This is a genomic window from Mycetocola zhujimingii, from assembly GCF_003065425.1.
GTDB lineage: Bacteria > Actinomycetota > Actinomycetes > Actinomycetales > Microbacteriaceae > Mycetocola_A > Mycetocola_A zhujimingii.
In genome coordinates, this window is sequence record NZ_CP026949.1 from 2,732,126 (window position 1) to 2,753,540 (window position 21,415).

Annotated in this window: 18 protein-coding genes and 1 pseudogene; 11 read left to right on the top strand and 8 right to left on the bottom strand. The window is 65.5% G+C overall.

The genetic code is table 11. The annotated features are described in order from the left end of the window. Positions 1-34 precede the first annotated feature (34 nt). Entirely contained in the window at positions 35-1,123 is a 1,089-nt protein-coding gene (locus tag C3E77_RS13055) for a threonine aldolase family protein (protein WP_108392122.1), read from the top strand. 150 nt (positions 1,124-1,273) lie between these two features. Beyond that, positions 1,274-2,731, top strand: a complete 1,458-nt coding sequence (locus C3E77_RS13060; RefSeq protein WP_108393360.1) for an amino acid permease — start codon at positions 1,274-1,276, stop codon at positions 2,729-2,731. Positions 2,732-2,779: 48 nt separating this feature from the next. On the opposite strand, the gene C3E77_RS13065 is transcribed toward C3E77_RS13060, so the two are convergent. Beyond that, entirely contained in the window at positions 2,780-3,763 is a 984-nt protein-coding gene (locus C3E77_RS13065) for an NAD-dependent epimerase/dehydratase family protein (protein WP_108392124.1), read from the bottom strand. Positions 3,764-3,925: 162 nt separating this feature from the next. On the opposite strand from C3E77_RS13065, the gene acs reads away from it, so the two are divergent. The 3 genes from acs (at position 3,926) to C3E77_RS13080 (ending at position 8,302) form a co-directional block, all read left to right on the top strand. Continuing rightward, on the top strand, positions 3,926-5,989 hold the full coding sequence (acs, locus tag C3E77_RS13070; RefSeq protein ID WP_108392126.1) for an acetate--CoA ligase: 2,064 nt from the start codon (positions 3,926-3,928) through the stop codon (positions 5,987-5,989). 25 nt (positions 5,990-6,014) lie between these two features. Beyond that, positions 6,015-7,235 carry a fibronectin type III domain-containing protein gene (locus C3E77_RS13075; protein WP_108392128.1) on the top strand — a complete coding sequence of 407 codons (1,221 nt, stop codon included), beginning with the start codon at positions 6,015-6,017 and terminating at the stop codon, positions 7,233-7,235. A 74-nt stretch (positions 7,236-7,309) separates the two neighbouring features. Further along, positions 7,310-8,302 carry an LLM class F420-dependent oxidoreductase gene (locus tag C3E77_RS13080; protein ID WP_108392130.1) on the top strand — a complete coding sequence of 331 codons (993 nt, stop codon included), beginning with the start codon at positions 7,310-7,312 and terminating at the stop codon, positions 8,300-8,302. Between the two features lie 159 nt (positions 8,303-8,461). On the opposite strand, the gene C3E77_RS13085 is transcribed toward C3E77_RS13080, so the two are convergent. Genes C3E77_RS13085 through C3E77_RS13095 form a run of 3 tightly spaced genes read right to left on the bottom strand, consistent with a single transcriptional unit; the run spans position 8,462 to position 10,430 of the window. Next, positions 8,462-9,172: a hypothetical protein gene (locus C3E77_RS13085; protein ID WP_108392132.1), complete on the bottom strand. Its 711-nt coding sequence runs from the start codon at positions 9,170-9,172 to the stop codon at positions 8,462-8,464. Then, on the bottom strand, positions 9,169-10,074 hold the full coding sequence (locus C3E77_RS13090) for an ABC transporter ATP-binding protein (protein WP_108392134.1): 906 nt from the start codon (positions 10,072-10,074) through the stop codon (positions 9,169-9,171). Before C3E77_RS13090 ends, C3E77_RS13085 begins: the two co-directional genes overlap by 4 nt. Next, positions 10,071-10,430, bottom strand: a complete 360-nt coding sequence (locus C3E77_RS13095) for a GntR family transcriptional regulator (RefSeq protein ID WP_108392136.1) — start codon at positions 10,428-10,430, stop codon at positions 10,071-10,073. Before C3E77_RS13095 ends, C3E77_RS13090 begins: the two co-directional genes overlap by 4 nt. A gap of 196 nt (positions 10,431-10,626) precedes the next feature. On the opposite strand from C3E77_RS13095, the gene C3E77_RS13100 reads away from it, so the two are divergent. Continuing rightward, positions 10,627-11,217 carry a nitroreductase family protein gene (locus C3E77_RS13100; RefSeq protein WP_108392138.1) on the top strand — a complete coding sequence of 197 codons (591 nt, stop codon included), beginning with the start codon at positions 10,627-10,629 and terminating at the stop codon, positions 11,215-11,217. A 50-nt stretch (positions 11,218-11,267) separates the two neighbouring features. Here the strand turns inward: C3E77_RS13100 and C3E77_RS13105 are convergent, their stop codons facing one another. Next, entirely contained in the window at positions 11,268-12,755 is a 1,488-nt protein-coding gene (locus tag C3E77_RS13105) for an amino acid permease (RefSeq protein ID WP_108393362.1), read from the bottom strand. Positions 12,756-12,999: 244 nt separating this feature from the next. Between C3E77_RS13105 and C3E77_RS13110 the strand changes: the two genes are divergently transcribed. The 4 genes and pseudogenes from C3E77_RS13110 to C3E77_RS15710 all read left to right on the top strand — a co-directional run bounded on the left by C3E77_RS13110 (position 13,000) and on the right by C3E77_RS15710 (position 15,919). After that, positions 13,000-13,587: a winged helix-turn-helix domain-containing protein gene (locus C3E77_RS13110; protein ID WP_108392140.1), complete on the top strand. Its 588-nt coding sequence runs from the start codon at positions 13,000-13,002 to the stop codon at positions 13,585-13,587. A 10-nt stretch (positions 13,588-13,597) separates the two neighbouring features. Beyond that, the gene (locus tag C3E77_RS13115) at positions 13,598-14,971 is read left to right on the top strand and encodes an MFS transporter (RefSeq protein ID WP_108392142.1); all 1,374 of its coding nucleotides are present in this window, start codon (positions 13,598-13,600) and stop codon (positions 14,969-14,971) included. A 31-nt stretch (positions 14,972-15,002) separates the two neighbouring features. Beyond that, positions 15,003-15,359 (top strand): annotated as a pseudogene (locus C3E77_RS15705) (arginase family protein); the annotation flags it as partial. A gap of 65 nt (positions 15,360-15,424) precedes the next feature. Then, positions 15,425-15,919 (top strand): arginase family protein, encoded by a 495-nt coding sequence (locus C3E77_RS15710; RefSeq protein ID WP_250645392.1) that lies wholly within the window; start codon positions 15,425-15,427, stop codon positions 15,917-15,919. 27 nt (positions 15,920-15,946) lie between these two features. Here the strand turns inward: C3E77_RS15710 and C3E77_RS13125 are convergent, their stop codons facing one another. Beyond that, positions 15,947-18,097, bottom strand: coding sequence for an ATP-dependent Clp protease ATP-binding subunit (locus C3E77_RS13125; protein WP_108392144.1), 2,151 nt, complete (start codon positions 18,095-18,097; stop codon positions 15,947-15,949). A 140-nt stretch (positions 18,098-18,237) separates the two neighbouring features. On the opposite strand from C3E77_RS13125, the gene solA reads away from it, so the two are divergent. Next, positions 18,238-19,401 (top strand): N-methyl-L-tryptophan oxidase, encoded by a 1,164-nt coding sequence (gene solA, locus C3E77_RS13130; protein ID WP_108392146.1) that lies wholly within the window; start codon positions 18,238-18,240, stop codon positions 19,399-19,401. A 138-nt stretch (positions 19,402-19,539) separates the two neighbouring features. Here solA and C3E77_RS13135 read toward each other — a convergent pair whose 3' ends face one another. Continuing rightward, positions 19,540-19,911, bottom strand: a complete 372-nt coding sequence (locus C3E77_RS13135; protein WP_108392148.1) for a hypothetical protein — start codon at positions 19,909-19,911, stop codon at positions 19,540-19,542. A gap of 204 nt (positions 19,912-20,115) precedes the next feature. Further along, positions 20,116-21,318 carry an alpha/beta hydrolase gene (locus tag C3E77_RS13140; RefSeq protein ID WP_198412153.1) on the bottom strand — a complete coding sequence of 401 codons (1,203 nt, stop codon included), beginning with the start codon at positions 21,316-21,318 and terminating at the stop codon, positions 20,116-20,118. Positions 21,319-21,415 lie beyond the last annotated feature (97 nt).

Here is a 21,415-nt window from a genome sequence, read left to right on the forward strand (position 1 = left end):
CCACGGTCGGTGGCGGTGACAGTACGCTGAGACGGTGACCGAAACTCTGCATGACCCCAGCTCGCGCGGCTTCGCCAGCGACAATTACGCCGGCGTACACCCCGAGGTCCTCGAGGCCATCGCGAGTGCGAACGGCGGCCACCAGGTCTCCTACGGGGCGGATGTCTACACCGCGCACCTGCAGGACGTCTTCGCCACCCACTTCGGTGCGGGCGTCGAGGTCTTTCCCGTCTTCAACGGCACCGGCGCCAACGTCACCGCGCTCCAGTCGATGCTTCCCCGCTGGGGAGCCGTGATCTCGGCATCCACTGCTCACATCAACGTCGACGAGGGCGGCGCTCCCGAGCGCGTCGGTGGCATCAAACTGCTCACCGTGCCTTCCCCGGACGGCAAGCTGACGCCGGAGCTCATCGACCTCGAGGCGTGGGGCTGGGGCGACGAGCACAGGGCGCAACCGCTCGTGGTGTCGATCACCCAGTCGACGGAGCTCGGAACGCTCTACTCCGTCGAGGAGGTTCGCGCGATCGCCGATCACGCACACGCGCGCGGCATGAAGCTGCACATGGACGGTGCGCGGATCGCGAACGCGGCTGCATCCCTCGGCGTCCCGATGAAGGACTTCACCACAGACGCCGGCGTCGACGTCCTCTCCTTCGGTGGCACCAAGAACGGCCTGCTGTTCGGCGAGGCCGTCGTTGTTCTCAACCCGGCGGCATCCGATGGCCTGGTCTTCCTCCGCAAGCTCAATATGCAGCTCGCGTCGAAGCTCAGGTTCGTGTCTGCCCAGCTCATCGCCCTGCTCGAGGGCGACCTGTGGCTGCGCTCGGCACAGCACGCCAACCAGATGGCGGCACGGCTCCGCGGGTCACTCGAGCAGCTCGTGTCGACCGGCGCGATTAGCGGCCTCGGCTTCAGCCAGCCGACCCAGGCGAACGCCGTCTTCGCGGTCCTCCCGGCGGATGCCGCCAACAGGCTTCGCGAGCGATTCCACTTCTACGACTGGGATGCCACGAAGCAGGAAGTCCGATGGATGTGTGCGTTCGACACGACCGAGGCGGATGTCGACGCGTTCGTCGACGGCATCCGCGCGGAACTGGCCGTGAGGGTAGAAGAACGCGCCTGACGCTCCTGACGCTCCGGCGGAAGGGTTCTTGCGGACGTCAGAACCGCTTGCGATACTGACGCTCTCGCTCTGTCAGGCGTTGACCCCACCGGCGGTCCATCGCTCGGATGGAGTCGAACAGACAGCCGGATGGACGGACAGGGGGCTCCGATGACAACAGCAAATCCCAGCCAGTCGATTCTGCGGCGCAAGCCGATCGAAGACATCGAGGAAGAGAACAAACGCAGCGGCCTCTCCAAGAGCCTCGGGCTGTGGCAACTCACCGCGATCGGTGTTGGCGGCATCATTGGGGTGGGTATCTTCTCGCTCGCGGGCCTCGTGGCCGCCGGAAGCGAGGGCACACCGGGAGTAGGCCCTGCCGTGCTGATCTCGTTCCTCATCGCCGGGCTCGCCTCCGCAGCAGCGGCACTCTCGTACGCCGAGTTCGCCGGGATGATTCCCCGCGCGGGGTCTGCGTACACCTACGGTTATGTCGCGCTGGGCGAGATCGTCGGCTGGTTCATCGGCTGGGACCTTCTGCTCGAGTACATCGCGATCGTCGCTGTCGTGGCGATCGGCATCTCGGGCTATTTCGAGGCGTTCCTTTCCGGCATCGGAATCGAAATGCCGACCGCCCTGACCTCGACCTTCGACGAGGGCAGGGGCGGCATCATCAATCTGCCCGCCATCGTCGTCTGCCTCCTCGTGACCTGGATCCTCAGCCGAGGCACCAAAGCGTTTGGCCGGTTCGAACTCGTCGCCGTCGCGATCAAGGTGCTGTTGATCCTGTTCATCATCGGGCTCGGCGTGTTCTTCGTCGACACGGCCAATTACAACCCGTTCATGCCGAGCGGCTTCGGCCCCGTCATCGCCGGCGCGGCCACCGTGTTCTTCGCTGTGTTCGGGTATGACGCCATGAGCACGGCCGCCGAAGAATCGACCGACGGCAAGAAGCACATGCCGAAGGCGATCATCCTCTCGCTCATCATCGCCATGCTGCTCTACGTTGCCGCCACCCTCGTGCTCACCGGCATGCAGAACTATGAAGACATCTCGCCGACAGCTGGCTTCGCGTCAGCGTTCACGAGCGTCGGCCTGCCGGTCATCGCCACGATCATCGCCGTGTTCGCCGTGCTCTCCATCCTCACGGTGATGCTCACCTTCCTCCTCGGTGTCACGCGAGTGTGGTTCTCGATGAGCCGCGATGGACTCCTCCCAGCCTGGTTCTCCGGGACGGACAAGAACGGCACCCCGCAGCGGGTCACCTGGATCGCCGGGCTGTCATCGGCGTTCCTCGCCGGGGTGTTTCCGATCAAGGAGGTCGCCGACCTCACCAACATCGGCATCCTCGCGGCGTTCGTCGTGGTCTGCGCGTCGGTGATCGTGTTCAGGTACAAGAGACCGGATGCCCCGCGAACGTTCCGCCTGCCGCTGATGCCGTTTGTTCCCGCTTTCGGCGTCCTGGCATCCGGCTTTCTGATGCTGCAGCTGGACTGGGAGACCTGGGTACGGTTCGGCATCTGGCTCGTGATCGGACTCGCCATCTACTTCTTCTACGGTCGCCGTCACTCGCTGATGAACCCGGACAGCCCGCGACATCGCGTCGCGGACGCGCCGACCTCGACCTGAGCGGGAGAGCAATCCTGAAGGTGTGACTCCGGTAACGAGGGTGCCGCGTCAGATGGCGAAGCGTTCAGCGAGCCGATCGGACAGCGCGTCGAAGCTGGAATCGACATCGCGCCGCGAGGCATCCGCGTCGTACCACTCGATGATCTCGCGTGCGCCATCCTCGAAGAACGTCGACTGCCGGAAGTCGGGCACGAGCGCCTTCAGCTTGCTGTTGTCGAACACCATCGAGTGGGCCTTGTCGCCGAGGAGCCCCGCGCCGCGTTCCGGTGAGGCAGCGGCGATGGCCTCGCTTGGCACGTGGACGAGTACCGGTTCCACACCGGCGGCGCGGCCGAGGGCTGCGTAGATGGCGTCCCACGTCGGCGCCTGGTCACCGGTGATGTGGAAGGTGTCACCGATCGCGGCTTGCCGGCCGAAGAGCCCGACGAAGCCGACAGCGAAATCGCGGGTGTGTGTAAGCGTCCACTGGGTGGTTCCATCGCCGTGCACGATCACGGGCGCGCCGCGGCGCATCCGCTCGATGTCGGTCCAGCCGCCGAGGGTCGGCAGCGCTGTGCGATCGTAGGTGTGCGACGGGCGGACGATCGTAACGGGGTACCCGGATGCCCGGTATTCGGCAACGAGGACGTCTTCACACGCGATCTTGTTGCGCGAGTATTCCCAGAACGGGTTGCGCAGCGGCGTCGACTCGGTCACCGGCGAGTACGCGGGTGGCTTCTGATACGCCGACGCCGAACTGATGAAGATGTACTGCCCGGTGCGGTCACGGAACGTGTCGAGGTGCAGCTGGTCGGGGGTGAAGCTGAGGAAGTCTGCGACGACGTCGAAGCTGCGGTCGCCGATCGCGGCGGTGAGCGATTCGGGATCGCGGACGTCGGCCTGCAGGGTTTCGATGCCTGGCCCGAGCGGACGGTCTTTCGATGCCCCTCGGTTGACGACGGTCACCTCCCAGCCGCGTTCAGCGGCGAGCGCCACCGATGCGCTGCTGATGATTCCGGTACCACCGAGGACGAGAATGCTCTGTGCAGTCATGCCGTTCAGTCTGTCAGGGTCGGTGCCCGACGGGTCAGATTTTCGAAAGGGTTGCGCTGAACCCCCTTCGGCACGACGAAGAACGGCGAAGCCGGGCGAGAAGGTTACCTTCTGTTGCGCCCTGATTGAGAGCCGATCACCCGTCGCACTTAGCGTCGAAGAATGACCGCGCCAGGGGCATCCGCGCCCACGATCTCGAATCTGCTCGCCGAAACGCGACGATACCCCGCTTCAGCGAGCTTCACTGCTCAGGCGAATGTTTCGGCGGAGGACTGGCGACGTGCGGATGCCGACCCCGTTGCGTTCTGGGCGGAGGCGGCAGCACGGCTCGACTGGGCGGAGCCCTGGCACACGACGCACAGCTGGGAACCGGTCTCCGAGGGCGCCGACGGCGAACTGACGGTTCCGAAGGCCGAGTGGTTCGCGGGCGGGAAGCTCAACGTCGCCGTGAACTGTGTCGACAGGCACGTCACAGCGGGCAACGGCGAGAAGATCGCGCTGTATTTCGAGGGCGATCCGGGCGACCGGCGTGCGATCAGCTACGCCGAGCTGCAGCGCGAGGTGTCGAAGGCGGCGAATGCCCTGACCGAGCTTGGCATCGGGAAGGGTGACCGGGTGGTCATTTACCTTCCGGTCATTCCGGAAACCATCATTGCCACGCTCGCGGTCGCCCGGATCGGCGCGATCCACTCCCTCGTCTTCGGCGGGTTCAGCGCCGAAGCGCTGAGATTCCGGGTCGAGGACACCGGGGCGAAGCTGCTCATCACCACCGACGGGCAGTACCGCCGAGGTGCAGCGGTCGCCGTGAAGGACAACGCCGACGCCGCTGTGGATGGCGTCGCGAGCATCGAGCACGTGCTCGTGGTGCGCCGCACCGGCGATGCGACCGGTGACATCGCCTGGACACCTGACCGGGACGTCTGGTGGCACGACACCGTCGACGTGGCATCCGACGTTCATGTCCCCGAAGCGTTCGACGCCGAGACACCGTTGTTCATCATTTACACCTCGGGGACGACCGGGAAGCCCAAGGGTCTCGTGCACACCTCGGGCGGCTACCTCACCCAGGCGTCGTGGAGCCACTGGGCGATCTTCGACGCGAAGGCCGACGACGTGCACTGGTGCACCGCAGACCTCGCCTGGGTGACGGCGCACACCTACGAGATCTACGGGCCGCTGTCGAACGGGCTGAGCCAGGTGATCTACGAGGGCACGCCCGACACCCCGCACTCGAGTCGGCACTTCGAGATCATCGAGCGATACGGAGTGACGACCTACTACACGGCGCCGACGCTCATCCGCACGCTCATGACCTGGTTTCCCGACGGCGTTCCCGCGGAGTACGACCTCTCGTCTCTGCGGCTGCTCGGCACCGTCGGCGAGGCGATCAATCCTGAGGCGTGGGTCTGGTTCCACACCCAGATCGGCCGCGGCGAGATTCCGATCATCGACACCTGGTGGCAGTCCGAAACCGGGGCGTCGGTGATGGCGCCGCTCCCGGGCGTCTCGACCCTCAAGCCCGGCTCGGCGAATCGTGCGCTGCCAGGGCTGTCGACGCTCGTGGTCGACGACGACGGCAACGCTGTGCCGTTCGGCGAGGGCGGTTACCTGGTTGTGGACCGCGCCGGGCCCGGCCTCGCCCGAACGGTCTGGGGCAACCCCGAACGGTACCGGGACTCGTACTGGGCCCGCTTCTGGAAGCAGGGCTACTTTTTCTCCGGCGATGGCGCGAAGTGGGACGCCGACGGCGACATCTGGGTACTCGGCCGGGTCGACGACGTCATCAACGTGTCTGGTCACCGCCTGTCGACAATCGAGATCGAGTCGTCGCTCGTCGCGCATCCCGCCGTCGGGGAGGCCGGTGTTGTCGGGGTGGCGGATGCTCTCACCGGTCAGGCCATTGCGGCGTACGTCATTCCCGCCGAGCGTTCACACGGTGTCGAATCCGAGGATCCCGCGTATTGGCTCGACCTGCGCGACGAACTCTCCGCCGTGCTTCGTGCCCATGTCTCCGCGCAGATCGGTCCGATCGCGAAACCGCGCGATGTCATCCTCGTACCGGACCTGCCCAAGACCAGGTCTGGCAAGATCATGCGGCGGCTTCTCGGTGACATCTCCGACGCACGACCGCTCGGTGATGTGACGAGCCTGCAGGACGAGTCAGCTCCGTCGCGCATCGAGCAGATCGTCCGAGCGGGTCGAGCGAGCGGATCAGCCATAGGATGAGATAGCCCCCGAACAGACAGTACCCATGCCCGCTTCTGCCCCTGCCCGTCCGTCACGTCTTCGGCGCGCCCGCAGCACGAAGGGCACACTGTCGCTTGTTGTATGCGTCGCCATCGTCGCCGTGGTCACGCTCCTCTCGACCGGAAGCTCGGCAGGGACGTACGCGTCTTTGTCCGACACCAGCGCGAGCGACCTGCCGGCCGTCTCGGCGGGGTCGATCACGGCGGCAAGCACGTTCGGAATCGTGCCGACAGTCTCCTACACCTCGAGTGTCACCGAGAAGGTCGGCAATCTGATGGTCTCGAACAACGGAACGGTAGGAGCGACCTACACCACGACCCTCACGCGCACCGGCTCGGCCCCGCTCGCCAGCGCTGTGCGCGTCGTTCTGTGGAAATCGACAGCGGTCGCTGGGTGCACCACGCCGGTGTCACCGATTACGGGGACGTGGGCATCACTGCCGGTCCTGACGGGCACGTTGTCCGCCGGGGCATCCCAGTTCTACTGCATCAAAACAACCCTGACCAGCGCAACGGGCGTGACGGCGAACTCCTCGGTGACGGCGACATTCACGACGGTTCTCAATCAGTCATCATGGACGAGCGCGGCCTCCTCCGCCGTGACCCAGACCTTCGTCAGCTCGGCGGACACCACGAAACCGACGGCGCCGACGGCACTGGCTGCCAACGCCAAGTCCGCGACCTCAGTGGTTCTGACCTGGAAAGCCGCGACCGACGCGATAGGCGTGAAGGAGTATCTCGTCTACCGCGGCACCACGCTCGTGAGCACAGTGGCGTCTCCAACATTGACGTATACCGACAACGGAACCGCGCCTTCGACCGCATACAGCTACACCGTCAGAGCGAAGGATGCCGCCGGCAATACCTCCGACGCGTCGAACGTCGCCAGTGTGACGACTCCACAGGCCCTCCGCTGCGCCTCGACCGGGGACCCGGCCGGGTACTACGTGAACTACACCTGGAACAACACGGTGAAGGGCGACGCGTCCGTATCCAAGTACCTGTTGTACGTCAACGGTTCCTCGACTGCGGCGGCCTCGGTAGGCAACTGGGAAACCGCCATCGGGGTGGCGCCCGACCCCGTGCACGCGACTGCACCGTCAGGATCAACTGTCCCTGTTGTGCTGAAGCAGAAGCTCACAAATGGGCAGGAAGTCATCATCGCCACCGGCTCGGTTCGGCTTGCCGTCGACCAGTGGGGATCAAAACGCATCTTCTGCGCGTGACTGATCCCATACGGGGATAGACCGCGGATAGCAAGACCTCTGGTGGAACCGCCGATCCCAATAGGCTGACCCCCATGAGATTTGGAATATTTGTGCCACAGGGATGGCGCCACGACCTTGTTGGAATCGACCCCGCAGCGCAGTGGGACACGATGAGCGGCCTCGCAGCCCACGCCGATGCCGGCGCCTGGGAGTCGATCTGGGTGTACGACCACTTCCACACGGTGCCGGTGCCGAGTGAAGAGGCAACCCACGAAGCATGGACGCTGATGTCCGCGTTCGCCGCCACCACGAAGCGCGTTCGCCTCGGCCAGATGTGCACGTGCATGAGTTACCGCAACCCCGCTTACCTCGCCAAGGTCGCTGCGACCATCGACAACATTTCGGGCGGTCGTGTCGAAATGGGCATCGGTGGCGGTTGGTACGAGCACGAGTGGCGTGCATACGGTTACGGGTTCCCCAGCGCCGGCGACCGGCTCGGCCGCCTCGACGAGGGTGTCCAGATCATGAAGCAGGCCTGGGAAACCGGCACTGCGACCCTCGATGGCAAGCACTACCAGGTCGACGGTGCCATCGTGCGTCCGCTTCCCATCCAGGAGAACGGCATCCCTTTCTGGATCGCCGGCGGTGGCGAAAAGGTCACCCTCCGCATCGCCGCGCAGTACGCCCAGTACACGAACTTCGACGGTTCGCCCGAGGGCTTCGCCCACAAGAGCGACATCCTCCGCGGGCACTGCGACCGTCTCGGCCGCGACTTCAACGACATCGTGCGCAGCGCGAACTACAACGTCGTCATCGCCGACACCGAAGCCGAAGTCGCCGACCGGCTGAACGCCATCCAGGCGAGGGTGACGCCGTACCTCGGTGAAGACAAGGCCGCCGACTTCATGGCCGAGTACCGCACAGGCGCAGCGCTCGGCGTCGGTACCCCGGAACAGATTGCCGAACGCCTCTCGTCCATGCAGGACCAGGGACTCGCGTACGCGATCACCTATTTCCCCGAGGCCGCATATGACCGCTCGGGAATCGAACTGTTCGAGCGCGAGGTTCTGCCGGCCCTCGCATAACCGGTGCAGCGCGGCGGTCTGAGCGCGTTCCGGTGACGCAATTACATGGTTTGGGGTACCCATTCGATGTAATCGCGTAACTGGAACGAACGGATGCCGCCACCAACGACAAAGCGGGTGCCGTGGAGTTTTCCACGGCACCCGCTTTGTTGTGTTCTGCTACCGCACGATCGCGGTGCGCAGGAGCCGCCACGTGCCGATCGCGCTCAAAGCGATAACGACCACGGCCGCGACGGCGAGCCACCACAGCTGGAACGCCGCGAGGATGTCTGCGGCCGACGGAATGAGCACGATCAGGGCGAGAACGAGTACGAGTCCGATTCCGACACCGATGAGCTGGGGGCCGCGTGCCCCGAACCGCACCCAGGCCGCTCCAAATACTCCGCCGATCGTCAGCATGGTCAGCGCTCCGAGGAAGACGATCGGCAGAAGCCGGCCGAGGTCGCCCGCGCCAAGCACGTAGATATCGAAGACGTAGAAGTCGGAGAACCAGTGGTCCGTCGCGACCTCGATCGTCGTCAGCACCGCGAACACCACCGCGAGGTAGACAGAAACCAGAACAGCCCAGAGCACTGTCCCACCGGCGAATCCGCGGCGGGTGGCGCCGAGAGTCAGGGCGAAGGGAAACGTCGTCGCGACGGACTGCACGCCGAGGTAGACGAGGAAGCCCGCGAGCGCGTAGAGAATTCCGGGGTTGGATTGTGAACCCGAGATCCAGCCCGGCGTGCCCGGGATGCTGCCTGATCGCCAGAAGAGAAACGAGATCAGGACCGAAATCACAGCGACCACCGCCGTGATGTAGAGCGGAACGACGAAGGTGACCTCCCGCTTGTTGAGGTGCAGCTTCGTGGTCGGTATCAGTGTGCTCATGCTCGTCGTACCTCGTTAATGGTGTCGGATGCTGCGTCGTCCGCTCCGTAGGCGGCGACGAGTTGCTGGAGGGATGCGCGGGTGATCTGGACCCTCAGGTCTTCGGCAAGCACGCGGGTTCCGCTGTCGAGAACGCCAGAACCGGTCGCTGACATCAGCCCGCCGACGACGCTCGTCGACAGGACATTGGCCGCGGTCGTAAGCTGGCTGACCGCGTCGGTCGTTCCGCTCATCACCCACGCCGATTCGCTCACGTCGTCACTGTCGGCGTTGAGAACCAGGTGCCCGGAGTCCATGATCACGACGCGATCGAAGAGCGACGCGCTTTCGTCGATCAGGTGGGTGGAGAAGACGACGGTGCGCGGGTGTTCCGTGTAGTCCCGCAACAGGACGCGATGGAAGAACGCCCTGGCGGTGACGTCGAGGCCGAGGTATGGCTCATCGAGGAGGGTGACGGGGGCTCGCGATGCAAGGCCGAGCACGATTGCAACCGATGAGAGCTGACCGCGGGAGAGCTTCTTGATCGGCGTCTTTGCCGGAATGCGGAACCCATCGACGAGTTCGGCGGCGAGCTCCTCGCTCCAGTTGGGCGCGAAGTCCGGGGCGATGCGCAGCACGTGGTGCAGCCGGTAGTCGTCCGGGTAGCGCTGGTTGTCACGAACATAACTGATCTGAGCGAGCGTCGGGGCGTGCTCGAAAGGATCGTGACCGGCAACCTGGACGCGACCGGACGTTGGGCGGTCCTGTCCGGCCATGATCGACATCACTGTCGTTTTTCCCGCCCCGTTGCGGCCGAGAAGCCCGACGATCGAATGCTCCGGAACCGTGAAGCTGACGTTGTCGAGCGCGTGCACACGACCAAAATGTCGGGTGACGGAGTCGATCTCGATGGCGTTCGTCATTTGCTGTCCTCCTGGGTGATCAAGTCGTCGAGTTCTGTTCTGTCGATGTGAAGCAGACGGGCTTCGCGCACGAGCGGACCGATGTGCCGTTCCGCGAATTCTGCGCGCCGTTTGGCCCGCAGCTTCTCCTGCGCCCCCGACGACACGAACATTCCGACGCCCCGCTTCTTGTAGAGCACGCCCTGCTCGACGAGCAGGTTCACTCCCTTGGCGGCCGTGATGGGACTGATCTGGTAGAAAACCGCGTACTCGTTGGTTGAGGGCACACTGGATTCCTCCGGATACGTTCCGGCCAGGATGTCCTCCGCAACGCGATCAGCGAGTTGCTGGTAGATCGGGGCTTCCCCAGTGAACATTCTCACGACCTTAGGTTCTATAGTTCACTAGTTAACCTAAGTGGCTTCATGGCAGAAGTCAACCCGACAGGACGGTCAGCGAGTGCACGGATGCTTTCAGTACAGTGAGACGAGGGCGGCAGCGCGGATTTCCGGCAGCCGTCCTTTCACCTGAAGAGGGGTCAATGGAGACTCTGTTCCACCAAGAAAGAGCTCCATGACCACCGCAACATCCGATCGCACCGCGATCACCAGCACCCCCATCCACGAGGTCCTCGCAGGACGCTGGAGCCCCCGGTCCTTCGACCCGGCGATCGAGGTTCCCGCCGAGAAGATCACGGCCGCCCTCGAAGCTGCCCGCTGGTCGGCATCCGCCGCCAACACGCAGCCCTGGCGCTTCATCGTTGCCCGTCGCGGAACGACCGAACACGCCACGATCGTCGACAACCTGATGGGCTTCAACCGCGAGTGGGCCGCATCCGCCGCTGTCCTCATCGTCAACATCGCGACGATGACGACCGAGGACGGGACCCCGCTCCGCTGGGCACAGTATGACCTCGGCCAGGCCGTCGCCCTCCTCTCGGTGCAGGCGCACCACGACGGCCTCCACGTACACCAGATGGGCGGCATCGAGGTCGACGGCCTGCGTGCCGCTTTCGGTATCGACCCGGCGCTCGAACCGATGTCCGTCACGGCACTCGGGGCGCTCGGCTCCCCCGAAGCCCTGGCCAGCGACGTGTTGCGCGAGCGTGAGGTCGCTCCGCGTGTCCGCCGCCCGCTCGACGAACTCGTCCTCGCCAGCGCGTAGCCCGGAACGGCACCAACCAGCGGCTTCTCCTGATTGAGGGGAAGCCGCTGTCAGTCGTCCGTGCGCGTCCGGTTATCGACCCCTGGGCGTTCGGGGATCACGGGGAATGAACCGGTAAACCCCTGGCGCTCCCGCGCTATCTCGAGAATGCCGCGACGCGCGGCGAACCAGCCGACGACGAGCAGGGGGATGACGATGACGAGCGACCCGATGGTGAACGTCCCCACCGGATAGTCGAGCGCCATCAACACGAGCACGGTGACCAGGAATGCCAGCGTGAGCCAGGCCGTGAACGGGGCACCGAAGAGCCGGAATGACGGACGCTCCATCTTGCCCTGCTTCGCCCAGCGCTGGAGCTGCATCTGGCACAGGATGATCATGCCCCAGCCGGTCACGATCCCCAGTGCGGAAATATTCAGGACGATCTCGAAGGCGTCGTCCGGCACGATGGCATTGAGGCCGACGCCGAGGAGCGTGATCACACCGGTCAGAAGGATGCCCCCGTACGGCACTCCACTCTTGTTCATCAATCCGGTGAACCGTGGCGCCGCACCATTCACCGACATCGACCGGAGGATCCGGCCGGTGGAGTACAGCCCGGCATTGAGACTCGAGAGCGCGGCTGTAAGCACGACGAAGTTCATGATGTTGCCGGCGGTCGCCGCAACGGCCGGGCTCCCGATGCTGGAGAAGAAGGTGACGAAGGGGCTCTCATCCTTGCTGTATTCGGTGTACGGAAGCAGGAGCGAGAGCAGCAGGACACTGCCGACGTAGAAGACGGCAATCCGGATGATCACCGTGTTCACGGCCTTGGGCATGATTCGCTTGGGGTCAGCGGTCTCCCCCGCCGCTGTGCCGACGAGCTCAATGGCGGCGTAGGCGAAAACGACCCCCTGCACAACGAGCACAGCGGGCAGGAGCCCATTCGGCAGGATCCCTCCATTGTCGGCGAGCACAGACAACCCGGGCGTTCCGACATCCGTCGGCAATCGGAAGGCCAGGAAGGCTGCACCGATCAGCAGGAAGGCGACGAGCGCCACAACCTTGATGATCGCGAACCAGAACTCCATCTCGCCGAAAACCTTGACCGAAACCAGGTTGAGCGACAGCACGATAGTGAGGGCGATCAGCGCGAGGATCCACTGGGGCACGTCGGTGAACGCCGACCAGAACTTCACGTAAATGGCAACCGCTGTGACATCGACGATGGCGGTCATCGCCCAGTTCAGGAAGTACATCCACCCGGCGACGAACGCCGCCTTCTCGCCGAGGAACTCCCGTGCGTACGACACGAACGAGCCCGATGACGGCCGGTGCAGCACGAGTTCGCCGAGGGCACGCAGGATCAGGAATGCGAAGAACCCACAGATCGCGTAGACGAAGACCAGAGAGGGGCCAGCGGATGCCAGTCGGCCGCCCGCTCCGAGGAACAGGCCGGTTCCGATCGCGCCACCGATGGCAATCATCTGCAGCTGTCGCGGCTTGAGTGTCTTGTGGTATCCCTCCTGCTCGCCGGAGAAGTCCTGCACGGCCATCATCTCGTCGCCGATGCGCTCCCGCGGGTTCTCGAGATCGGGTGCCGGGTCGTGGTCTGGCGGCTCATAGTGGTGTTCGTGCTGCATGGCCGGCTCCCCTCGCCATCCCCATAAAAGACTCTGAGCCTAGACCTGCCTCCCGGGTCCGCCACAAGGGACGAACGGCAAGAACTGGAAGCGGGAATCTGATTCGAAAAGTACACAATGGTCATTGCGCAATGAGTATTGTGCGTCTAGGCTGGCGCTCATGACCCCTCTCGACGGCTCGCGCAGCACACTGGTTTCAGCAACCTCGATGCGGGTACTCGCACATCCGACCCGACTGCGGCTTCTTGGACTGCTCCGCGAACGCGGACCGCAAACCGCCGCCCAGCTCGGCGACGTCGTCGACGAAGCACCCGGCACCGTGAGCTACCACCTCGGCAAGCTCGCATCGATCGATCTGATCGAACCGGCGGAAGCGGAAAGCACCGACCGCCGCGAACGCTGGTGGCGGGCAACGTCGGCCCTCACCAGTTGGGAACCGGCCGAGCAGCTCGACGACCCCGACAAGCTGGCAGCATCCTCGGCCCTGCAGAAGTCGATCGCGCAGGCGTACGCGTCGCGGTTCACCGAGTACATCGATCTGATGCCGACGATGACAAGGGAGTGGGTGGCTGCCGGCGCGAGCAGTGACCGCACGCTGCGCCTCACCGTCGACGAACTCACGGCCATGCGCGCTGAACTCGAAAGCCTGACCGAACGATGGCTCGGGGTGAGCGCAGCCCACGACCCGGCGGCGAGCGACGGCGCTGAGCCCGTTGTGCTCGTCTATCAGGCCTATCGGCACCCCTGAGGGGCTGAGAATGACCACGCGCACCGCGGCTTCACGGCCGCCACGCGACCGCCGCGCTGTCGGCTCGCTGGCCGCGCTGCTGGCCGCCCACTCGATCTCGCAGACCGGCAACGTGGTGACGGCCTTTGCGATCCCGTTCTACGTGCTCGCCCTCGGCGGCTCCGGAGTCGAGGTCGGCATAGCGGCCTTCTTCGCGACGATTCCGATCCTCATCGGCGGCCCTTTCGGCGGAGTCGTGGTCGACCGGGTTGGGCACCGCCGGGCCGCGATCGTCGCCGACCTCGTGAGCGGTGTGGCGGTGCTGGCCATCCCGGTGCTTGCCCTGACCGTCGGTCTGCCGTTCTGGGCCCTGCTCGCCCTCGTGTTCGCCGCCGGCTTGCTTGACACCCCGGGGCAGACGGCGCGCAGGGTCATGCTTCCGAGGCTGACCGAACAGGCGGGAGTGCGCCTGGAGCAGAGCGTCGGACTCCTCGACGGCTCAGAACGATTCGCCAGACTCATCGGTGCATCCGTCGCCGGGCTGCTCGTTGCCCTCGTCGGCCCGATCGCCTCGCTCTTCGTCAACGCCGCGACCTTCGCCGTGTCAGCGCTGTTGACCTGGCTGTTCGTTGCTGTTGTCCCCCGTGACGAACAGGCCCAGCGTCCGGACGCCAACGACGCCGGGTCCCGCACGTCGTACTGGGCCGACCTGGGTGAAGGCTTCCGGTTCGTCGCCCGCGACCCGCTGATGAGGCTCATCGTCGGGCTCGTTCTCATCACCAACCTGTTCGACGCAGCACGCAGTTCATCTCTCCTGCCGCTGTACGCGAATGACCGGCTCGGTGGAGCGGCCGCCCTCGGGTTGCTCGTTGCGGTGATGGGTGGCTGTGCTCTCCTCGGCAACGTGGCGTTTGGTTTTGTGGCCCACCGGGTTCCCCGGCGCGTGACGTTCGCCGTGTGCTTCGCCCTGGCCGGCGGCCCGTCGAGCGCGGCATTCGCCCTCGGAGCACCACTTCCCGTCCTCGTGGCGATGACCGCGGTGTCGGGGCTGGCCGCTGGAGCCATCAATCCCATCCTCGGAACCGTTGAGCTTGAGCGCGTCCCTGAGCACATGCGCGGTCGCGTGTTCGGGCTGATCAACGCCGGTGCCTGGGCCGGCGTTCCGTTTGGCGCATTGATCGGCGGCATCGCCGCAGACACGATCGGCCTGTCGATGGCGTTCGGCATCATCGCTGTCGCCTACGTTCTCGTCACGCTGAGCCCGCTGACGGGCGGTTCGTGGCGACTGATGGAACGGGATCAGCGACCACCGTCGGCATCGAGTCGACCGGGCGATGCCCCTAACCCGTCTGCCCCTGGCCCGTCCGCCCCTGACCTACCCGCCTCCGGCCCACCTTCTCCGTGAGCGGTCTGGCGGCGATACCCACTCTCCTGCCATGGTGGATGCCGTGATCGCACTCCTGTCCGCGCCGTCCAACCTTGGCCTGCGGCCCCCCGAACCCGGCGGAGTTCCCGGCACAGCAAAGGCGCCGGAGGCGCTGCGCGAGGCCGGCCTCTACGACTCATTCCTGTCGGCGGGCGCCCTGGACGCGGGCGTCGTGCTTCCCGGTCGGTACGTCGACGACGATCACACCCGCCCGAGTGGCCGGGTGCGCAATGAAGAGGCGATCGTGGATCACGCCCGCCGGCTCGGCGCGCGTATCAGCACACTCATCGAGCGTGGCCACGCGCCGCTGGTCCTCGGCGGTGACTGCAGCCTGCTGCTCAGCGCCGGACTCGCCCTCGCCGTCAGACCAGCGCCTGGCCTCATTCACATCGATGGGCACACCGATTTTCGCCACCCCGGCAACAGCGACGAGTGCGCGAGCCTCGCCGGCGAGGATCTTGCTGCCGCAATCGGGCTGCACTGGCGATTGCCGATATCGATGGCCTCGGCCCGTACTTCGCCCCCGCGCACACAGCCCACATCGGATGCCGTGACGACGACGACGAACTGGCCGAAGCATCCGCTCGCCTCGGGCTCGTTGTTCCCGCGAGTGTCGCGATGGAGAAGGGCATGCCGGAGACCGCGGCCGCGGCGATCACCGTCGCGGGCGGGGCCGGGTACTGGCTCCAGCTCGACGTCGACGTCCTCGATCCTCGGTGGATGCCCGCCGTTGACAGCCCCGACCCGGGAGGCCTCGACCCCGACGAACTTGTGGGGCTGTTGCGCGCGTGCGCGCCGGGCGCGGTCGGTGCGTCGATCACGGTGTTCGACCCAGACCTCGACCCTGATGGCTGCTACGCGCTACTGCTGGCGCGAATCCTCAGGGACGGTCTCGGCGAGCTCGGCTCGAGGGTGCACGGCGGCTAAGACCCGCCCCGTGCACCCGCCCGCGCTCTAGACAGGTACCGAGACAGAACCGACCGTCAGAGCGTCGGCGTGAGGATCGAGATCCACCCGCACCATGTCACCGTCCCGAACTTCGCCACTGAGCAGCGCCATCGCGAGGCGGTCGTCGATCTCCGTCTGCATCAGTCGCCGCAGCGGACGCGCACCGTAAATCGGGTCGTACCCTCTCTCGGCAAGCCAGCTGCGGGCATCCGGGGTCACCGCGAGCTCGAGGCGACGCTCGTTGAGCCGGCGCTGCAGCCGATCGATGTAGAGCTCAACGATCTGGCTCAGGTCGTCCTGGCTCAGGGCGGAGAACACGACGATGTCGTCGAGCCGGTTGATGAACTCGGGCTTGAACGCCTGCCGCACCATCTGCTGGACGGCCTCCTCCTTCTCGGTCCACGACAGCGTCGGGTCGACGAGGAAGTGCGAGCCGAGGTTCGACGTGAGGATGAGAATCACGTTGCGGAAGTCGACGGTCCGGCCCTGGCCGTCGGTCAGGCGACCGTCGTCGAGCACCTGGAGCAACACGTCGAAGACCTCGGGGTGCGCCTTCTCGACCTCATCGAGCAGCACGACCGAGTACGGGCGGCGGCGAACCGCTTCGGTCAGCTGCCCGCCCTGCTCGTAACCGACGTAGCCGGGAGGGGCACCGACGAGCCTCGACACCGAGAACTTCTCGCCGTACTCCGACATGTCGATGCGGACCATGGCCTTCTCGTCGTCGAACAGGAACTCGGCGAGCGCCTTCGCGAGTTCCGTCTTGCCGACACCGGTCGGGCCGAGGAACATAAACGACCCGGTGGGCCGGTCGGGGTCCGAGATGCCCGCTCGCGTACGCCGAACGGCATCCGACACCGCGCGAACAGCGCGGTGCTGGCCGACGAGCCGCTTGCCGAGCTCGGTTTCGAGGTGCAGCAGCTTCTCGGTCTCGCCCTGCAGCAGTCGTCCGACGGGGATGCCGGTCCACGCGGCAATCACCGCGGCGATGTCATCGGCAGTGACCTGGTCGTTGACCATGAGCGGACCCTCGCTCTCGGCCTGCTCGGCCTCGCGCAGTTCGCGCTCCATGACGGGGATTTCGCCGTAGAGCAGGCGCGACGCCCTCTCGAGGTCGCCCTCGCGCTGCGCCCGCTCAGCGGCAACGCGCGCGGCGTCGAGTCGCTCCTTCAGCCCGCCGACCCGGTTGAGGTTGGCGCGCTCACGATCCCAACGGGCCTGCAGCTCTGCAAGTGTTGCCTGGCGTTCCTTGAGGTCTTCGCGCAGCTTCGCGAGTCGCTCCTTCGACGCGTCGTCCTTCTCCTTCTTGAGTGCGAGTTCCTCGAGCTTCAGCCGGTCGACCGCGCGCCGCAACTCGTCGATCTCGACGGGCGACGAGTCGATTTCCATCCTCAGGCGGGAAGCAGCCTCATCGATGAGGTCGATCGCCTTGTCCGGCAATTGACGCGCCGGGATATACCGGTTGGAGAGGGATGCCGCGGCAACGAGCGCCGAGTCGGCGATCGTCACCTTGTGGTGGGCTTCGTACCGCTCCTTGAGTCCGCGCAGGATCGCAATGGTGTCTTCGACGCTCGGTTCGCCCACGTACACCTGCTGGAACCGCCGCTCCATGGCGGCATCCTTCTCGATGTACTCGCGGTATTCGTTGAGCGTGGTGGCACCGATCATGCGCAGTTCACCGCGGGCGAGCATCGGCTTGAGCATATTCGAAGCGGCGACACTCCCCTCGCCTGCGCCGGCGCCCATGAGCGTGTGGAGCTCGTCGATGAAGGTGATGATCCCGCCCTCGGCGTCCTTGATCTCCTGCAGTACGGCCTTGAGGCGCTCCTCGAATTCACCGCGGTACTTCGCACCCGCGACGAGTGCAGCGAGGTCGAGCGAGACCAGCTGCTTGTCCTTCAGCGAGTCGGCCACGTCGCCCTGGACGATGCGCTGGGCAAGACCCTCGACCACCGCGGTCTTGCCAACTCCGGGTTCACCGATGAGCACAGGGTTGTTCTTCGTCCGGCGGGTGAGCACCTGGCTGATTCGACGGATCTCTGCGTCACGGCCGATCACCGGGTCGAGCTTGCCGGTACGCGCAACATCGGTGAGATTGACCCCGTACTGTTCGAGAGCGCTTTTCTGCTCTTCCTGCGGCTGCTGTCCAGGCTGCATTGTTGTTACCCCTCAGAGTTGAGTCGTGAAGACTCAAGTTTATCAAGTGTGTACCGGTGTGGCCACCTCTATGCTGGGAGGCGCCATTCGCCCGGAGCACAGAGCATGGGCACGTTACATCTCCCCGAAGAAGGACACCAGTGAACAAGGTCGACGTCATCGTGATCGGACTCGGTTCGATGGGCGGTGCAGCGGCGAGTGCCCTCGCGCAGCGTGGCCACAGCGTCCTCGGCATCGAACGGTTCTGGCCGGCCCACGACGGGGGGTGCGCACACGGCGGTACCAGGATCATCCGCCAGTCATACATCGAGGGCATCGAATACGTGCCCCTTCTCCGTCGCGCCTATGCCGGCTGGCGTGAGCTGGAGGAGCAGTCGGGCCGGTCGCTCATGACGCTCAGCGGAGGGATCTACATCGGGGATCCCGAGGAGCAGACGTTCACCGGCGCACTCGCGGCTGCGCGCCACTGGGACCTGCCGCACGAGGTGCTCACGAGTGACGAGATCACCGATCGGTTCCCGGCCATGCGACCCGCGCCGCACGCGATGGGCCTGTTCGAACAGAACGCGGGCTTCGTCGATCCCGAGGGCACAACGGCAGCCAACATCCAGGTCGCCACGATGCACGGCGCCGAACTGCACTTCGGCGAGACGGTTCTCTCGTGGACGGCAACGCCCGGCGGTGGGGTCGAGGTCGTGACGACGCGCGCCAGGTACGGCGCCGATCGACTCGTGGTCGCGCCCGGTGCGTGGTCGCAACAGTTGCTCGGCGAGGTCGGAGCACCCGTGACAGCAGAACGCCAGGTCGTCTACTGGTTCACCCCCGACGTCTCGCCCGGCAATCCCGGACACAGCGACTACGCCGTTGGCACTCAGCCCGTCTTCATCGAGCGCACCGACGGCAATCGACAGGTCTACGGCTTCCCGATCGTCGACGGCCCGGCGGGCGGCATCAAGATCGGCTTCTTTCAGGACCTCACCCCGACAGACCCGGATGCCGTCAATCGCGAGGTGCTGCCGTTCGAGGTTGCCGAGATGCAGGCGCGTGCGCTTGAGCTGTTCCCGCATCTCACGGGCAGACTGCTTGCGTCGAGCACGTGCCTCTACCCGAGCTCGCCCGACGACCACTTCATGATCGGACTGCACCCCGAGCACTCCCAGGTCACCGTCGCCACAGGATTCGGCGGGCACGGCTTCAAGTTCGTTCCCGTCGTCGGCGATATCGTGGCCGACCTGTCGACGCGCGGGCGCACCGATCTCCCGATCGACCTGTTCTCACTCGAGCGCGAGGCGCTGCGGCGCTAGCTGCGTCGTCGGCAGCATCCGCGACGAGCGCTGCTCGCGCTGGCGTGGCAGCATCCGCACCGAGCGCTGCAGGTTCCATGCCCGCGCTGCAGATGCTTCTGCAGCGCGGGCATGGATGTGTAGCGGTCGGCAACTCGCTCAGCGGGCGGTGCCGCTTCCCGAGTCCCCGTCGACGAACTCGTCGCTGGGAATCGGTGTTGCGTGGCGACCGGATGCGTCGGCGCTGTCGCCAGCGACAGCATCCGTTGCCCGCTCCGTGCGTGCGTCAGGTCCACCGGGTGTTGTGACGGCGTCGGCACGCTGCGCGGTGTGCTCGTCGAATTGATCGACGATGCCATTGGTCTGGTCGAAGGGGTGGGCGACGTCGCCCAGGACGCCGACGTTGGCTTCCCGGTCGGCGGCGGAATCAGAACCGGTGTTTGCGCCGGCTTCCGTGCGATCGGCGGGGCTGACTTCTCCGTCAGCGTCCGTGATCTTCAGCTGGTCTTCAATTTTGCGTTCGTCACTCATGACGCGAACCTACGCTCGAGCATCCGCCCAGCCAAGCCCTTGACAGTGACTGCGGGTGGCGCGGTGGTAGCCGGCGGCCCGGGCATCGTGCATCGCGCCGAGCGCTGCAGTTCCATGCTCGCGCTGCAGAAGCATCTGCAGCGCGAGCATGGATGTGTAGCGGTCGGAGAGCGCAGGGTGCACGCACTCGCCCGTTGAGCCGACTCACCGTCGAGCTCGAGTGCGCACATTCGACAGAAACGACTGGATCCCCCGGGCGACGGCGTCGGAGCGGAGCGAATGGAACAGATCGAAGGCATGCTGGGCGTGCGGCAGTTCGGCATAGACGACGGGCGCATCCGTTTCCTCACGCAACCGCGAGACGAAATCCCGCGCTGCCTCGACCGGGACGAGAGTGTCGTGGTCACCGTGCGCTACGAAGAACGGCGGCACGGCCGTCCCCGCGACGGGAGGGAGGAAATCATGGGGCGAGGATAGGCCGGTACCGCCCGAGGCCCGTCCATACCAGCCGTACAGGCATACAGCCGCGGAGACGGTCGTGTCGGCCTCTTCGAAGCCGGGCTGGAACTCGGCATGACCCGGGGTCAGCGCGCACATCGATGCGAGGTGGGCGCCAGCGGAGCTCCCCCCAACGGCGACCATTGATGCGTCACCGCCATAAGCAGGAGCGTTCGCTCGTGCCCAGACAATCACCTTCTTCGTATCGACCAGGTAGTCAGGGAAGCTCGCGGAGCGGCCCACGCGATAGTTCGCACTGATGCACAGCCAACCCTCACTGGCGAGGTTGTTGAGAAGCACACGGGACTCGAAGCTCTTGTGCCCCGATCGAAACCCCCCTCCGTGCAGGAAGATGAACACGCCACTCCCCGTTCGCCCGGACGTGCTGGCGTAGACGTCAAGCAGGTTCTGCCGACCGGCATCCCCGTAACTGATGTTCCGGATGAGGCGGACGTCACGTCTCCTCGTCGCGAACGGCAGGAACAGGATGTGCCCAAGCGGAAGCCGACGACGCGCAGTGTTACCCCCTCCCGCGCGCCATCCCTCGCCGAGCCCTGCGTCGAGGGCTCGATCAACAACGCCGGGAGCCGCTGTCGAGTTGACCGCGATGACGGCGAGGCCGAGAGAGACCGCCGCGACAATGGCGAGGGAGAGCTGGCCGACCACGGTGCTCAACTCCCCTTCGACACCGGCGAGCACGGTCAACCCAACGAGCAGATAAAACGGGTAGAACGGCTGTTCGCTGACGAGAAGCCCCGAGCGAAAGCTCACCTCGCCCAGAATCCTGGGCTGACGGAGCGGAACCGCAGCAAAAAACACCATCCACGCCATCGCGATGGCTGTAATGAGGTATCCGAATGGTTGTGCGTCGACGCTGTTGTCGGCGATGGCGTCGGCGAGCGCGGTCACGAGTCCTCCTCACGCCGGCGGCATGCAACTCATCGACCCTAGGCACACGCACTGCGTCGGTTCAAGGGGCAGAAGCGGTTGCTGGCACGCACGGGGA

Bases quoted from the DNA above. Each gene is read 5' to 3' on its own strand.
- C3E77_RS13060 (WP_108393360.1), top strand. From the start codon at position 1,274: ATGACAACAGCAAATCCCAGCCAGTCGATTCTGCGGCGCAAGCCGATC.
- C3E77_RS13065 (WP_108392124.1), bottom strand. From the start codon at position 3,763: ATGACTGCACAGAGCATTCTCGTCCTCGGTGGTACCGGAATCATCAGC.
- acs (WP_108392126.1), top strand. From the start codon at position 3,926: ATGACCGCGCCAGGGGCATCCGCGCCCACGATCTCGAATCTGCTCGCC.
- C3E77_RS13075 (WP_108392128.1), top strand. From the start codon at position 6,015: ATGCCCGCTTCTGCCCCTGCCCGTCCGTCACGTCTTCGGCGCGCCCGC.
- C3E77_RS13080 (WP_108392130.1), top strand. From the start codon at position 7,310: ATGAGATTTGGAATATTTGTGCCACAGGGATGGCGCCACGACCTTGTT.
- C3E77_RS13085 (WP_108392132.1), bottom strand. From the start codon at position 9,172: ATGAGCACACTGATACCGACCACGAAGCTGCACCTCAACAAGCGGGAG.
- C3E77_RS13090 (WP_108392134.1), bottom strand. From the start codon at position 10,074: ATGACGAACGCCATCGAGATCGACTCCGTCACCCGACATTTTGGTCGT.
- C3E77_RS13095 (WP_108392136.1), bottom strand. From the start codon at position 10,430: ATGTTCACTGGGGAAGCCCCGATCTACCAGCAACTCGCTGATCGCGTT.
- C3E77_RS13100 (WP_108392138.1), top strand. From the start codon at position 10,627: ATGACCACCGCAACATCCGATCGCACCGCGATCACCAGCACCCCCATC.
- C3E77_RS13105 (WP_108393362.1), bottom strand. From the start codon at position 12,755: ATGATGGCCGTGCAGGACTTCTCCGGCGAGCAGGAGGGATACCACAAG.
- C3E77_RS13110 (WP_108392140.1), top strand. From the start codon at position 13,000: ATGACCCCTCTCGACGGCTCGCGCAGCACACTGGTTTCAGCAACCTCG.
- C3E77_RS13115 (WP_108392142.1), top strand. From the start codon at position 13,598: ATGACCACGCGCACCGCGGCTTCACGGCCGCCACGCGACCGCCGCGCT.
- C3E77_RS13125 (WP_108392144.1), bottom strand. From the start codon at position 18,097: ATGCAGCCTGGACAGCAGCCGCAGGAAGAGCAGAAAAGCGCTCTCGAA.
- C3E77_RS13135 (WP_108392148.1), bottom strand. From the start codon at position 19,911: ATGAGTGACGAACGCAAAATTGAAGACCAGCTGAAGATCACGGACGCT.